This is a genomic window from Pseudomonas proteolytica, assembly GCF_007858275.1.
Taxonomy (GTDB): domain Bacteria; phylum Pseudomonadota; class Gammaproteobacteria; order Pseudomonadales; family Pseudomonadaceae; genus Aquipseudomonas; species Aquipseudomonas proteolytica.
In genome coordinates this window covers 63,627-77,759 of the sequence record NZ_VFEV01000031.1, presented here as the reverse complement: position 1 = coordinate 77,759, position 14,133 = coordinate 63,627, and the positions used below count along the sequence as shown (strand labels likewise).

At 61.5% G+C, this 14,133-nt stretch carries 12 protein-coding genes and 1 pseudogene; 8 read left to right on the top strand and 5 right to left on the bottom strand.

Annotation, left to right across the window (positions count from 1 at the left end; all coding sequences use genetic code 11):
* Nucleotides 1-116, top strand: a pseudogene (locus tag FIV38_RS20995) (IS110 family transposase); the annotation flags it as partial.
* Between the two features lie 44 nt (nucleotides 117-160).
* On the opposite strand, the gene FIV38_RS20990 reads toward FIV38_RS20995, so the two are convergent.
* A complete protein-coding gene (locus FIV38_RS20990; RefSeq protein WP_029299116.1) occupies nucleotides 161-688 on the bottom strand; it encodes a helix-turn-helix domain-containing protein in 528 nt (175 codons plus the stop codon).
* 157 nt (nucleotides 689-845) lie between these two features.
* Between FIV38_RS20990 and FIV38_RS20985 the strand changes: the two genes are divergently transcribed.
* From FIV38_RS20985 to FIV38_RS20960, 6 genes are all read left to right on the top strand, one after another.
* Entirely contained in the window at nucleotides 846-1,628 is a 783-nt protein-coding gene (locus FIV38_RS20985; protein ID WP_029299117.1) for an aldolase, read from the top strand.
* Between the two features lie 25 nt (nucleotides 1,629-1,653).
* Complete coding sequence (locus FIV38_RS20980) at nucleotides 1,654-2,541, top strand: dihydrodipicolinate synthase family protein (protein ID WP_092234173.1); 888 nt, start codon at nucleotides 1,654-1,656, stop codon at nucleotides 2,539-2,541.
* Between the two features lie 199 nt (nucleotides 2,542-2,740).
* The gene (locus FIV38_RS20975; protein WP_092234170.1) at nucleotides 2,741-3,280 is read left to right on the top strand and encodes an RNA polymerase sigma factor; all 540 of its coding nucleotides are present in this window, start codon (nucleotides 2,741-2,743) and stop codon (nucleotides 3,278-3,280) included.
* Nucleotides 3,277-4,245 (top strand): FecR family protein, encoded by a 969-nt coding sequence (locus tag FIV38_RS20970; protein WP_092234167.1) that lies wholly within the window; start codon nucleotides 3,277-3,279, stop codon nucleotides 4,243-4,245. The genes FIV38_RS20975 and FIV38_RS20970 overlap by 4 nt, the downstream gene beginning before the upstream one ends.
* Nucleotides 4,246-4,363: 118 nt before the next feature.
* A complete protein-coding gene (locus FIV38_RS20965) occupies nucleotides 4,364-6,931 on the top strand; it encodes a TonB-dependent receptor (RefSeq protein WP_092234165.1) in 2,568 nt (855 codons plus the stop codon).
* 175 nt (nucleotides 6,932-7,106) lie between these two features.
* On the top strand, nucleotides 7,107-7,997 hold the full coding sequence (locus FIV38_RS20960) for a DMT family transporter (protein ID WP_092234162.1): 891 nt from the start codon (nucleotides 7,107-7,109) through the stop codon (nucleotides 7,995-7,997).
* Between the two features lie 111 nt (nucleotides 7,998-8,108).
* Here FIV38_RS20960 and FIV38_RS20955 read toward each other — a convergent pair whose 3' ends face one another.
* From FIV38_RS20955 to FIV38_RS20940, 4 genes are all read right to left on the bottom strand, one after another.
* The gene (locus FIV38_RS20955) at nucleotides 8,109-9,326 is read right to left on the bottom strand and encodes a class I SAM-dependent methyltransferase (RefSeq protein ID WP_092234159.1); all 1,218 of its coding nucleotides are present in this window, start codon (nucleotides 9,324-9,326) and stop codon (nucleotides 8,109-8,111) included.
* Between the two features lie 202 nt (nucleotides 9,327-9,528).
* Nucleotides 9,529-10,146 carry a TPM domain-containing protein gene (locus tag FIV38_RS20950; protein WP_029299129.1) on the bottom strand — a complete coding sequence of 206 codons (618 nt, stop codon included), beginning with the start codon at nucleotides 10,144-10,146 and terminating at the stop codon, nucleotides 9,529-9,531.
* Nucleotides 10,147-10,174: 28 nt separating this feature from the next.
* Nucleotides 10,175-10,903 (bottom strand): TPM domain-containing protein, encoded by a 729-nt coding sequence (locus FIV38_RS20945; RefSeq protein WP_371923397.1) that lies wholly within the window; start codon nucleotides 10,901-10,903, stop codon nucleotides 10,175-10,177.
* Entirely contained in the window at nucleotides 10,900-11,508 is a 609-nt protein-coding gene (locus FIV38_RS20940; RefSeq protein ID WP_029297013.1) for a LemA family protein, read from the bottom strand. Before FIV38_RS20940 ends, FIV38_RS20945 begins: the two co-directional genes overlap by 4 nt.
* Nucleotides 11,509-11,761: 253 nt before the next feature.
* On the opposite strand from FIV38_RS20940, the gene bglX reads away from it, so the two are divergent.
* Entirely contained in the window at nucleotides 11,762-14,053 is a 2,292-nt protein-coding gene (gene bglX, locus FIV38_RS20935; RefSeq protein WP_070995788.1) for a beta-glucosidase BglX, read from the top strand.
* The last annotated feature ends 80 nt before the right edge of the window (nucleotides 14,054-14,133 follow it).

The following is a 14,133-nucleotide window of genomic DNA, read 5'->3' as shown; positions in this document are numbered from 1 at the left end:
AGACCCAAGCCCTGGTAATCCTCGCCCGCAAGCTCTGCCGGGTGGCATTCGCGCTGATGAAAAACCAGAGCGAATACCAACCGAACTTAAGGTTGCAGGGTTTACCTGCAACATAGAATCTCCCACACAAGCCAGCTCCTACATTGACCGCGTTCCAGGCCTATTCTTCGGCGCTGTGCACCACTACCAACAACTGCGCCTGCACCTCACCGACTGAACGGATCCGGTGGGGCTTTTGCGCATTGAAGTGCAGCGCATCGCCGCGCTCCAGCAGCACCCGCTCGCTCATGAAGTCCACTTCCACCCGGCCTTCATGCACAAACAAAAACTCCTCCCCCACATGCTCCTTGAAGGTCTTGTCGCTGAACTCCGACGGCGGGTAGATGATGAACGGCAGCAGGCTGCGCTCGCTGACCTGATGGGCCAGTACCGCATAACCCGGCGAGGTATCGGGCCGCTCATGGCTGCGCACCAGGCTGTAGCTGTCGAGGCTGACGCTGTCTTCGCTGAACAATTCTTCGACCTTGACGTTCAACGCCTTGGCCAGTTTCAGCGCGGCGGCAATCGACGGGGTGTTCAGGCCGCGTTCGACTTTGGACAGGTAACTCTTGGTCATCCCGGATTTTTCGGCCAATGCCTCCAAGGTGACCCCGAGTTTTTTTCTCAATAATTTCAAACGGATAGACATGCGCAGCGTTTAATCCAAGCAGGATGCGATGATTATTGCTTGCCAATGACACAAAGTGTCATATAGCCTCTTTAGTGTCATTTGCAGAACCCAACGACCTTGCGAGCAGCGGGAACCCGCAAATCGACGTCCATTGAACCACCCAAAGGACACCGATATGGCCAAGACATTAGCACTCCCCAAAGACCAACTGGTCAAGCAAGCGCTGACCCAGATGCAAAGTACCCTGGCGGATAATACGTGGACCGACCGGCAAAAGCTGGCCCTGACCTGCCGTATTCTGTTCGAGAACGGCCACGACTCGGGCCTGGCCGGGCAGATTACCGCCCGTGGCCCGCAGCCTGGCACCTACTACACCCAGCAACTGGGCCTGGGTTTCGATGAAATCACCGCCAGCAACCTGCTGCTGGTCAACGAAGACCTGGAGGTGTTGGAAGGCCACGGCATGCCTAACCCGGCCAACCGTTTTCACAGCTGGGTCTATCGTGGCCGGCCGGATGTGAACTGCATCATCCACACCCATCCGACCCACATCGCCGCACTGTCGATGCTCGAAGTGCCGCTGCAGGTGTCGCACATGGACCTGTGCCCGCTGTATGAAGACTGCGCATTCCTCGAAGCCTGGCCGGGCGTGCCGGTGGGTAATGAAGAAGGCGAAATCATCACCGAGGCCCTGGGCGACAAGCGCGCCATCCTGCTGTCTCACCACGGCCAGTTGTCCACTGGAAGCACCATCGAAGAAGCCTGTGTGATCGCGCAATTGATCGAACGGGCGGCCAAACTGCAATTGCTGGCCATGGCCGCCGGTACCGTCAAGCCGATCCTGCCGCAGTTGGGACGCGAGGCCCATGACTGGATCTCCAAGCCCAAGCGCCACGGCGCCGCGTTCAACTACTACGCTCGGCAGAACCTGCGCCAACACGCCGATTGCCTGAACTGAAGCCTTTTTCGACCGGAGACATTCCATGTCCACCCCAACTATTCACGGCATTATCGGCTACACCATCACTCCGTTCAGCGCCGACGGCAGCACCCTTGACCTCGACGCCCTGGGCCGCTCCATCGACCGTCTGATCGACAGCGGCGTGCACGCCATCGCCCCGCTGGGCAGCACCGGTGAAGGCGCGTACCTGAGCGATGCCGAGTGGGATGAAGTCAGCGCCTACAGTATCCGCAAGGTCGCCAAGCGCGTGCCGACCATTGTCAGCGTGTCCGACCTGACCACCGCCAAGGCCGTGCGCCGCGCGCGCTTTGCCGAAGCCGAGGGCGCTGATGTGGTGATGGTGCTGCCGACGTCCTACTGGAAGCTCAGTGAAGCGCAGATCCTTGCGCACTACGCGGCTATTGGCGACAGCGTCGGTGTGCCGATCATGCTCTACAACAACCCGGCCACCAGCGGCACGGATATGTCCGTGGAGCTGATCCTGCGGATCGTCAACAGCGTTGATAACGTGACGATGGTCAAGGAGAGCACCGGCGATATCCAGCGCATGCACCAGCTGTACCGCCAGGGCGAAGGCCAGGTGCCGTTCTACAACGGCTGCAACCCCCTGGCCCTGGAAGCCTTCGCCGCCGGGGCCAAGGGTTGGTGCACCGCTGCGCCGAACCTGATCCCACAGCTCAACCTGGACCTGTACCAGGCGGTACTGGCCAATGACCTCAACCGCGCGCGGGAGCTGTTCTATCGTCAGTTGCCGGTGCTGGACTTTATCCTCAAGGGTGGCTTGCCGGCGACGATCAAGGCAGGTTTGCGCATGACCGGGCTGGAGGTGGGTGATCCGCGACTGCCGGTGTTCCCGCTGGACATGGCGGGCCAGGCGCAGTTGCAGAAACTGCTGACCTCGTTGAGCTAAACCACAACCCTGTGGGAGCGGGCTTGCTCGCGAATGCGGTCGATCAGCCAATACATTTATCGACTGATACACCGCTTTCGCGAGCAAGCCCGCTCCCACATTGGATCGCATAGGTCTTTAAATTTACGGAGACAAATAGCAATAGTTCTCGATATCATTCGCGACTTTTCTGCAGCGTGCTGCGTCAAGAAGGATATCCATGTCTCGTTTCAAGCCCGACCCGTTGTCGGCCGACGCCTTTCGCGGGTTTTATGCAGACATCCTGCATTACCTGCGCAAACGCACGGACAACGCCAGCGACGCGGCGGACATGACCCAGGATGTCTTTACCCAATGGCTGGACTACAACGACCGGACCAAGGTCGAGCAGCCACGGGCCTTTCTGTTTCAGATGGCACGCAACCTGTTGCGTGACCATTGGCGCAAACAGAAGGTGCGGCACAGCGTCCACCATCAACAGGCCGAATGGGACGCCGAGCCTGTCACCGACGAGCAAAACGATCCCATGGCCGCCGCTCAACGCATCCAACGCCTGGAACAGTTGAAAGAAGTCCTCGCCGAACTCTCGCCCCGCAGGCGAGAAGCCCTTATGCTGCACCGCTTCGAAGGCCTGAGCCAGGCGCAGATCGCCGAGCGCATGGGCGTTTCGATCAGCATGGTGGAAAAGCACATCGCCTTTGCCCTGCTGCACTGCAAGCAGCGACTTCAAAAAGACCCGGGCAAGGAGCAGCCAGAATGACCCGCTTGAGCACCCGCGACGGCCACGGAATTGATGAGCACGACACCATCGATGCCCAGGCAGCCAGTTGGTTTGCACGCAATCGCAACGAAGTTGGCACGCAGGACCGCAAGGCCTTCGCCGCCTGGCACGCCGTGCCGGCCCATGCGCGCGCCTACGCCGAATTCGAACAGCTGTGGGCCGACCTTGGCGAACTGCAGCAACTGAACAAACCCCTGCCCCTGCCCACGCGCAAACCCGCGCCTTGGCGCCCGGCGCTGGCAGTGGCTGCCGCGCTGGTCTGCGCGTTGCTCGCCAGCAACCTGGGGGCCCCGCGTGGGCTCTATCACACCGAGCTCGCGGCGCAGGCCAAAGGCATGCGCACCCTGGACCTGCCGGATGGCAGCACCTTGTACGTCAACGCCAGCACCCGCTTACGGGTGGACTTCGATGCCCATCGCCGCGTGATCCATCTGGACCAAGGCCAGTTGTACGTGGAGGTGGCGCCCGACAAGGAGCGGCCTCTGTTCGTGCGCGCAGGCGAGGCCGACGTGCGGGTGGTGGGCACCGCGTTTGACGTGCGTCGCAGCCAGCAGCAACTGGTGGTCAGCGTGGCCCACGGGACCGTCGCCTTCGCCCCCGACCAGAACGCCAGCGCCGTGCTGCTCAGCGCTCAACAACGGGCGACCTACAGCTACGCCAAGGGCTCCATGCAGCAGCAAACCCTGGCCGCTGGCGAAGTCGCCGACTGGCGCAGCGGCCACTTGTCCTTTCGCAACCGCGAGCTGGCCAGCCTGCTGGATGAGCTGAGCCTGTATCGGCCCAAGGCCGTGGTGTTGGCCGATGGCCCAGTGGCGCAACTGAAGGTTTCCGGCAATCTCGATGTCAACGACCCGGATGCGCTGCTTAACGCACTGCCTGCTTTGCTGCCGGTGAAAACCGTGCCCCTGGCCGACGGCAGGGTCCGTATCGAAGCACGTAAGTAGCGCCATTTGAGAATATTTTGCATTCGCATGTGAGGATTTTTTTTCCTGCCGCGTCTTCCTCCGGTCTGCGTTTGATACGCATGCCTTTTTTGGCTATTTAGCCGCCTTGGGGGATTTCATGTTTCGCGCGCCTTGCCTTGCCCTGCACCTGTTTCTTCGACCGACACTCATCGCCGCCTGCCTGGCCGTCAGCCTCACGGCCCAGGCCGAGTCGCTCAAACTGCAACTGCCGGCCCAACCGCTGGCCACATCCCTGAGCCAGGTGGCGCAACAGGCGAAAATCCAGCTGCTGTTCGATGAGGACCTGCTGAAAAATGTCCAGGCGCCCGCGATCAACGGTGATTACACCCCCGAAGTAGCGATCCGCACCCTGCTCAAGACCGGCGAATTCACCCTGATCAAAGTCGGCAGCACCTATGTCGTGCGCCCCGAAGAAAGCCGCACCACCAATAGCACCAGCGTGCAGTTGGACGCCTTGAGCGTGATCGGTACCGGCAACCAAGTCGATGCCAGCACCGTCGGCCGCTCGACCCTGTCCCAGGCCGATATCGACCGCCTGCAACCCAACAACATCGCCAGCCTGGTGCAGACGCTGCCGGGCGTGACCATGGGCGGCTCGATGAAGCCTGGCGGACAGATCATCAACATTCGCGGGATGGGCGAGGCCGAAGACGTGCCGATGACCGTCGATGGCGCGGCCAAAAGCGGTTTCGAGCGCTATCAGCAAGGCACCGTGTTTATCGAGCCCGAGATGATCAAGAGCGTCGAGGTGGAAAAAGGCCCGCACTCGGCCTTCACCGGCAACGGAGGCTTCGGTGGTACGGTCAACATGGTCACCAAGGATGCGCCGGACCTGCTCAAGGACGGACGCAACAGCGGTGCGATGCTCAAGTATGGGTATGCCAGCAACGACCACGAACAGGTCTACAGCGGTGCCGTGTATGGCCGCACCGATGACGGCCGCATCGACGCCCTGGCCTACCTGACCAAGCGCGACGGCGGCGACATGAAGCTGGCCGACAAGCGCGACTACGACAGCAAGGACTACCCGATCAACCCGCAGCGCCTGCCCAACAGCGCACAAGATGTGGACGGTCAACTGTTCAAACTGAACATGTACCTCACCGATGAGCACAGCCTCGGTTTCTCCTACTCCCGGGCCAACAGCGAACGCTGGACGCCGTTTTCGGCCAGGAGTTACCCATCGCCACCGCGCAAGGCCGATATCGACCGCTATGGCTATGACGCTGCCGTCAGACGGTTCCTGGCCAACCGCCACACCGTCGATACCACTTGGTCGGGCAAGTACGAATACCAGCCCCTGGGTAACCCGCTGATCGACATGAAGCTCAGCTATTCGGAGTCCAACACCGACCAGACCGACACACGCGATGCCACGGCCGTGACGAGCTTATCCACGGGCGGGCGCAAGATGGACACCGCCTACACCGACAAGATTCTCGAACTACGCAACATCAGCCTCTTCAACACGGGCCCGCTGGACCATGCCTTGACCACCGGCGTGCAGATCCGCAAGCACATCCGCGATACCGAAAGCTGGATGCCCGGTGAAAAGTACGACACGCCTGAGTACAACTACGGGCATTTCCAACCGGCGTTCATGCCCCACGGCAAGGTCGACACCCATGCGTTCTACATCCAGGACGCCGTAACCCTGGGCGACGTGACCATCACCCCATCCCTGCGGTATGACCACGTGGTCAACCGTGGCAAAGCCAACGACGCGCCGTACTACAGCAACCCCGACCCGGCCTTCGGCCACGACTACAGCGACCGCACCTATGCCGGCTGGTCGCCGCGCCTGGCAGCGTTCTGGAAGGTCACCCCGGACGTGGTGATGTTCGCCAACTGGAGCAAGACCTGGCGCGCGCCGGTGATCGACGAACAATACGAAGTCCAGGGCCTGGGCAGCCGCACCTCCACCAGCCGCAACCTCGACCCGGAACGCATCACTGCCATCACCGTGGGCAACATCACCAACTTCGCCAACGTGATTGCCAGCGGCGACAGCCTGCAACTGCGCAGCACGTTGTTCCACAACAAGATCGAAGACGAAATTTTCAAGGCCACCGGCCTCGGCTGCCAGCAACAGAACTACATGGAAGGCTCCATCGCCAAGGTCTGCACCGACGCAGCGTCGAAGACCAACTACCGCAACGTCGGCAGCATGACCATCAAGGGCTTCGAGCTCGAAGGCTACTACGACTCGACCTACCTGTTCGGCTCCCTGAGCTACTCGTGGGCCACCGGCAAACGCGAAAACCCCTACACCAACCCGTGGGCGACCGACATCCACGTGTGGGCCCGTGACATTCCACCGGCCAAATGGGTCGCGATGCTGGGCACCAAGATTCCTGCCTGGGACGCACAAGTGGGTTGGCAAGGTCAGTTCGTGCGCAAGACCGATCGCCTGCCCAGCGACAAATATTCAAGCGGCCTGAACAGCGGCTTCGGCGACAGCTTCTACGACCAGTACCCCAACGCCAGCTACGACACCCAGGGCCTGTTCGCCAAATGGACACCGCAACAGCCGTACCTCAAGGGGACCGAAGTCAACTTCACCGTCGACAACCTGTTCAACCGCAGCTACATGCCGGCCTTGAGTGGCGACAGCGCCACCAGCGTCGGACGCAATGCCAAGATCAGCGTAACGCGGTTCTTCTAACGCTGTAGGAGCCGGCTTGCCGAAACGCATAAATCCAAGCAGACAGGCCTGTTGTGGCAAGCCGGCTCCTACGGGAACTGTACGGTTCAATCTGCACCCAGCTGTAAGCCCGCGCCGTGCGGGCTTTGTGGCTAGATGGGCAGCATCTTCCAGCCCATTCGATCCGGTTGTTCCCATGAACTCGCGCGAAAACACCGGCATGGCCTTAGGCCTGCTCGGCGTCATCATCTTCAGCCTGACCCTGCCCTTTACCCGCATCGTGGTGCAGGAAGTCCATCCTTTGCTCAATGGCCTGGGCCGCGCGTTGTTCGCGGCGGTGCCGGCAGCCTTGCTGTTGCTGTGGCGTCGCGAAGCCTGGCCGACCTGGCGCCAGGTACGCGGCCTGAGCCTGGTGATTGCCGGGGTGATCCTCGGCTTCCCGGTGTTGTCGGCCTGGGCCATGCAAACCCTGCCCGCCTCCCACGGCGCCTTGGTCAACGGCCTGCAACCTCTGTGCGTGGCGTTGTATGCGGCGTGGTTGTCCCATGAACGGCCGTCAAAAGCCTTCTGGGCCTGCGCGGCGCTGGGCAGTGCGTTGGTGCTTGGTTATGCGCTGATCAGCGGCGCCGGTAGCATCCAGGCCGGTGATTTGCTGATGCTTGGGGCAATTGCCGTGGGTGGCCTGGGCTATGCCGAAGGCGGCCGGTTGGCCAAGGAGATGGGCGGCTGGCAGGTGATCTGCTGGGCGCTGGTGCTGTCGACGCCGCTGTTGATCGGGCCGGTGGCGTACCTGGCGCTGCAACACGAAGGCGCGATTTCGGCCCGCACCTGGTGGGCGTTTGGCTACGTCTCGCTGTTTTCGCAGTTCCTGGGGTTCTTTGCCTGGTACGCCGGGCTGGCCATGGGCGGAATCGCGCGGGTCAGCCAGATCCAGCTGCTGCAGATCTTCTTCACCATCGCCTTTTCCGCGCTGTTTTTTGGTGAGCACATCGAGCCGATTACGTGGCTGTTTGCCTGCGGTGTGATCGTGACGGTGATGCTGGGGCGCAAGACGGCTGTGCAGCCGGCCAAGCCGCATACACTCTAAATGTGGGAGCGGGCTTGCCCGCGAAAGCGCTGGGTCAGTCAATACATACGGCGACTGACCCACCGCTTTCGCGAGCAAGCCCGCTCCCACATTTTTGGTTCTGCGTGGTGCTCAGGGCAGGTAGTTATCGGCGCGTAGCAGGGTTTCCAGGCAGTGCTCGCTGATCTGGTAGAACGCCTTCAATTCGCGGATTTTCTCCAGCAACTGCGCGTTATCCGAAGGCTCGGCACGCTTGACCGCCAAAATCATCTTGTTCTTGTTGGTGTGGTCCAGGGAGATGAACTCGAACACCTTGGTCTCATAGCCACAGGCTTCCAGGAACAACGCGCGCAAGCTGTCGGTGACCATTTCCGCCTGCTGGCCCAGGTGCAGGCCATATTGCAGCATCGGCTTGAGCAGCGCCGGGCTCTGGATCTGCAAGCGGATCTGTTTGTGGCAGCACGGCGAGCACATGATGATCGACGCCCCGGAGCGGATGCCGGTATGAATCGCATAGTCGGTGGCGATGTCGCAGGCATGCAGGGCGATCATCACGTCCAACTCGCTGGGCGCCACGCTGCGCACATCACCGCACTTGAACACCAGCCCCGGGTGTTCCAGGCGGGCGGCGGCGTTGTTGCACAGGGTCACCATGTCTTCGCGCAACTCCACACCCGTCACCTGGCCGTCGGCCTTGAGGGTGTTGCGCAGGTAGTCGTGGATGGCGAACGTCAGGTAGCCCTTGCCCGAACCAAAATCCGCGACCCGCACTGGCCGGTCCAGTTGCAAGGGGGATGAGGTCAGCGCATGGCTGAACACCTCGATGAACTTGTTGATCTGCTTCCACTTGCGCGACATCGCCGGGATCAGCTCGTGCTTGGCGTTGGTCACGCCCAGGTCGGCGAGAAACGGCCGCGTCAGGTCAAGGATGCGGTTTTTCTCGCGGTTGTGTTCGGCCGACGGTGCTTCACGCAGTTGCTGGGATTTGCTCTTGAACAGCGAGCTTTTGTTCTTCTTGCTGTATTCCAGCTGCGCCTCGTCGGTCAACGACAGCAGATGGGCGTTCTTGAACGAGGCTGGCAACAGCGCGGCAAGCGTCGCGACGGCGTCTTCGAGGGGGAAATTCTTGGTGATATCACGGGTCTTGTAGCGATAGACAAAAGACAGGCACGCCTGCTCCTTGACCGTCACCGGCTTGATGATCAGGCGTTGCAACTCGGCTTCTTCACCCACGTACTTGGCCAGCACCAGCTTGATAAAGGCATTCTGCTCAAGGCTTGCGCGCAGCAGTTCGATGAACTGGGCGTGATGATCCGGCGCGGGGGTGGCAGGTTTAGGGGTGACAGACATGAACAAAAACGCCTCGGGCAGTGAATGCCGGGCATTTTAGGGGGGATGGGGGCTCAGGGCACGGAGTAATTTGCCCAACGGTCAGCACAATTCAAAATGTGGGAGCTGGCTTGCCTGCGATGCGGGCACCTCGGTGTGTCAGTCACACCGAGGTGATGCTATCGCAGGCAAGCCAGCTCCCACAGACGGCAGCCCCCACCGGTTACTTGAGGACGATCAGGCGGTTGGGCAGTTCGTTACGGGTGTGGGTCTGGGGCACATGCACCTTGAGCAGTTCGCCACAGGCCTCGATGCACGTGATAAACCCGGTCAACGTCTGCCCCTGTTTCACCTGCTGGGTAAACGTCTTGACGATGGCATCCCAACTGCTGTCATCCAGGCGCTGGGAAATCCCGTCATCCACCAGGATCTCCACGTAACGCTCGGCCTCGCTGACAAAAATCAGTACCCCGGTGCTGCCCAGGGTGTGGTGCAGGTTCTGCTCCAGGAACTGCCGGCGTGCCAGGTTCGACGCGCGCCAATGCCGCACCGAGCGCGGGATCAGGCGGGTGGTGATGGCCGGCAGGCGGAACACCAGGCACAGCACAATGAACGTCGCCCATTGCGCCAGCAGCAGCGTGTGCATGGTCAACCAGCCCGACAGGTAATGCACGATCCCCGGCACCACCAACGCCACCACACTGGCCCACAGCAGCGGGATGTAGGCGTAGTCGTCGGCGCGGGCGGCCAGCACGGTCACCAGTTCGGCGTCGGTCTGTTGCTCGACCCTGGCGATCGCTTCGGCCACTTGGCGCTGCTCGTGTTCTGTCAGTAAAGCCATGGTTGTAGATGCTCTTTAGTTATTGTCATTACCAGCCACCCGAAGCCCCGCCGCCGCCAAAACCGCCACCGCCGCCCCTGAAGCCACCGCCCCCGCCACCGCCGCCGCCACGCCCACTGCTGCTGAGAATCGCCAGCAAAATGGCGCCTACCGGCAGGCCCATGCGGTTGCACAGCCACAACACCACCAGCAACAGAATGAACAAGCCGATGGAGAATACCGGGTTGTCCTTGGCGAAGTTGGGATCAGCCACATGGGCCGGCACGGCCAGCGGCTCGCCACCAACCACCTGGATCATGGCGGCCACGCCGTCGCTGATGCCCTGGGTGAAATTGCCCGCCTTGAACTTGGGCGCAATCACCTGGTTGATGATGACCCACGACTGCGCATCGGTGAGTACGCCTTCCAGGCCGTAGCCCACTTCGATGCGCAACTGGCGCTCGTCGCGAGCCACAATCAACAGCGCACCGTTGTCCTTGCCCTTCTGGCCGATGCCCCAGTGCCGGCCCAGTTGATAACCGAAGTCTTCAATGGGCAGGCCTTGCAGGTCGGGCACCGTGACCACCACGATCTGGTCGCCGCTGGTCTGCTCCAGCGCCTGCAATTGCTGGCTCAGTTGCGCACGCACCGGCGGGTCGATCATCTGCGCGTTGTCGACCACCCGTCCGGTCAGCGCCGGAAAATCCGGCGCCGCCTGGGCAGTCAGGCTCACGGCCAGCAGCAGCGCCGCCAGCCACCCAGCACGCAGGGTCATCAGAATTTCACTTGTGGCGCTTTATCGGCATCGGCACTGGTGGCCTCGAAGTTGGCGCGCACCGGCAAGTCGCTGTACATCACGCTGTGCCACAGGCGGCCAGGGAACGTGCGGATCTCGGTATTGAAGGCCTGCACGGCGGCGATAAAGTCGCGACGGGCCACGCTGATGCGGTTTTCGGTGCCTTCAAGCTGCGATTGCAGGGCCAGGAAGTTCTGGTTGGCCTTGAGGTCCGGATAGCGTTCAGACACCACCATCAGGCGGCTGAGGGCACCGCTCAGGCCTTCCTGGGCTTGCTGGAACTGCTTGAGTTTTTCCGGGTTGTCGAGGGTGCTGGCATCGACCTGGATCGAGGTCGCCTTGGCGCGCGCTTCGATCACGGCGGTGAGAGTGTCCTGCTCATGGGCCGCATAGCCCTTGACCACTTCCACCAGGTTGGGGATCAGGTCGGCGCGCCGTTGATACTGGTTCTGCACCTGGGCCCAGGCCGCCTTGACCTGTTCGTCCAGGGTCGGGATCTTGTTGATGCCGCAGCCGCTCAGCACGCTGCTGATCAGTAGCAGGGCCGCGGCTTTCCAGCCCCATCGAATAGTCTGTGCTGCTTGCATGGTGTGTCTCCTGACCAACCTTATGGAATTTGACGACTGACCCTATACATCACGCGCTTGGGGCATAATCCGCCACTACTGGATTACAGCGAGCCAATCAGCTAAAAGATGCCCTTCTTTATGGATAGTTCATAAAGAGCCCGCAAGTGTGCGGTATTTACCCACACAACACCCGAACAACAATAGTCGCTCCCCACATTTTGGCCGAGCAGTGTTTACGTGATGCTGCGCAGTACGCCGAAAAAGGATATTCATGAAAAAGCTGTGTTTGCTGGGCCTTGTTGCCACTCTGGCCAGTCACTCCGTCGTTGCCGAGACCAAGCCCGCTGCGCTTAAGGACAAGGACGCGTTCGTCAGCGACCTGCTCGGGCAGATGACCCTGGATGAAAAGATCGGCCAATTGCGCCTGATCAGCATCGGCCCGGAAATGCCGCGGGAGATGATCCGCAAGGAAATCGCCGCCGGGCGCATTGGTGGCACGTTCAACTCCATCACCCGCCCGGAAAACCGTCCGATGCAGGACGCGGCCATGCGCAGCCGCTTGAAGATCCCGATGTTCTTCGCCTATGACGTGATCCACGGCCACCGCACCATTTTCCCGATCAGCCTGGCCCTGGCCTCGAGCTGGGACATGGACGCCATCGGCCGCTCCGGGCGCATTGCCGCTAAAGAAGCGGCGGCAGACAGCCTCGACATCACCTTCGCGCCGATGGTCGATATCTCCCGCGACGCCCGCTGGGGCCGCACCTCAGAAGGTTTCGGCGAAGACACCTACCTGGTGTCGCGCATCAGCGAAGTGATGGTCAAGGCCTTCCAGGGCCCGAGCCCGGCCCAGGCCGACAGCATCATGGCCAGCGTCAAGCACTTCGCCCTGTACGGCGCGGTGGAAGGCGGGCGCGACTACAACGTGGTCGACATGAGCCCGGTCAAGATGTACCAGGACTACCTGCCGCCCTACCACGCCGCGATCAAGGCCGGCGCCGGCGGCGTGATGGTGGCGTTGAACTCGATCAACGGCGTGCCCGCCACCGCCAACACCTGGCTGATGAACGACCTGCTGCGCAAGGAGTGGGGCTTCAAGGGCCTGACCGTGAGCGACCACGGTGCGATCTTCGAGCTGATCAAGCACGGCGTCGCCAAGGACGGTCGCGAAGCGGCCAAGCTGGCGATCAAGGCCGGCATCGACATGAGCATGAACGACCAGCTCTACGGCAAGGAGTTGCCAGGGCTGCTGAAATCCGGCGAGATCGAGCAAAAAGACATCGACAACGCCGTGCGTGAAGTGCTCGGTGCCAAGTACGACATGGGCCTTTTTGCCGACCCGTACCTGCGTATCGGCAAGGCCGAGGACGATCCGGCCGACACCTATGCCGAAAGCCGCCTGCACCGCAGCGAAGCCCGCGACGTTGCGCGGCGCAGCCTGGTGTTGCTGAAAAACCAGAACGACACCCTGCCCCTGAAGAAATCCGCGACCATCGCCCTGGTCGGCCCGCTGGCCAAGGCACCCATCGACATGATGGGCAGTTGGGCCGCCGCCGGTAAACCTGCGCAATCGGTGACCCTGCTGGACGGCATGAACGCGGTGATCGGTGAACAGGGCAAAGTGATCTACGCCCGTGGCGCCAACATCACCAGCGACAAGGCGGTGGTGGACTACCTCAACTTCCTCAATTTCGATGCCCCGGAAGTGGTGGATGATCCGCGCTCGGCCCAGGTACTGATCGACGAAGCGGTCAAGGCCGCGAAAAACGCCGATGTGGTGGTAGCCGCCGTGGGCGAGTCCCGTGGCATGTCCCACGAGTCATCGAGCCGTACCGACCTGAACATCCCGCAAAGCCAGCGCGACCTGATCACGGCCTTGAAAGCCACGGGCAAGCCGCTGGTCCTGGTGCTGATGAACGGCCGGCCGCTGTCGATCCTCGAAGAGAGCCAGCAAGCCGACGCGATCCTGGAAACCTGGTTCGCCGGCACCGAAGGCGGCAACGCGATTGCCGACGTGTTGTTCGGTGACTACAACCCGTCGGGCAAGCTGCCGATCACCTTCCCACGCTCCGTGGGGCAGATTCCGACCTACTACAACCACCTGACCATTGGCCGGCCATTCACGCCGGGCAAACCGGGTAACTACACCTCGCAGTACTTCGATGACACCACAGGCCCGCTGTATCCGTTTGGTTATGGCCTGAGCTACACCCGCTTCAGCCTGTCGGACATGGCGCTGTCGTCCACCACCCTGAACAAGACCGGCAAGCTCGACGCCAGCGTCACCCTGAAAAACACCGGCAAGGTGGATGGCGAAACCGTGGTGCAGTTGTACATCCAGGACGTGGCCGGCTCGATGATCCGCCCGATCAAGGAACTGAAAAACTTCCAGAAGATCCTGCTCAAGGCCGGCGAATCGAAAGTGGTGCACTTCAGCATTACCGAGGATGACTTGAAGTTCTACAACACCCAGCTCAAGTTCGCGGCCGAACCTGGCCAGTTCAATGTGCAGATCGGCCTGGACTCCCAGGACGTGCAGCAGCAGAGTTTCGAACTGCTCTGATTCAAAGCTGTATGTGGGAGCTGGCTTGCCTGCGATGGCAACACCTCGGTGGCACTGATAGACCGAGGTGCCGCCATCGC

Excerpts from the sequence above, each read along its gene's own strand:
- FIV38_RS20990 (WP_029299116.1), bottom strand. The coding sequence starts at position 688 with ATGTCTATCCGTTTGAAATTATTGAGAAAAAAACTCGGGGTCACCTTG.
- FIV38_RS20985 (WP_029299117.1), top strand. The coding sequence starts at position 846 with ATGGCCAAGACATTAGCACTCCCCAAAGACCAACTGGTCAAGCAAGCG.
- FIV38_RS20980 (WP_092234173.1), top strand. The coding sequence starts at position 1,654 with ATGTCCACCCCAACTATTCACGGCATTATCGGCTACACCATCACTCCG.
- FIV38_RS20975 (WP_092234170.1), top strand. The coding sequence starts at position 2,741 with ATGTCTCGTTTCAAGCCCGACCCGTTGTCGGCCGACGCCTTTCGCGGG.
- FIV38_RS20970 (WP_092234167.1), top strand. The coding sequence starts at position 3,277 with ATGACCCGCTTGAGCACCCGCGACGGCCACGGAATTGATGAGCACGAC.
- FIV38_RS20965 (WP_092234165.1), top strand. The coding sequence starts at position 4,364 with ATGTTTCGCGCGCCTTGCCTTGCCCTGCACCTGTTTCTTCGACCGACA.
- FIV38_RS20960 (WP_092234162.1), top strand. The coding sequence starts at position 7,107 with ATGAACTCGCGCGAAAACACCGGCATGGCCTTAGGCCTGCTCGGCGTC.
- FIV38_RS20955 (WP_092234159.1), bottom strand. The coding sequence starts at position 9,326 with ATGTCTGTCACCCCTAAACCTGCCACCCCCGCGCCGGATCATCACGCC.
- FIV38_RS20950 (WP_029299129.1), bottom strand. The coding sequence starts at position 10,146 with ATGGCTTTACTGACAGAACACGAGCAGCGCCAAGTGGCCGAAGCGATC.
- FIV38_RS20940 (WP_029297013.1), bottom strand. The coding sequence starts at position 11,508 with ATGCAAGCAGCACAGACTATTCGATGGGGCTGGAAAGCCGCGGCCCTG.
- bglX (WP_070995788.1), top strand. The coding sequence starts at position 11,762 with ATGAAAAAGCTGTGTTTGCTGGGCCTTGTTGCCACTCTGGCCAGTCAC.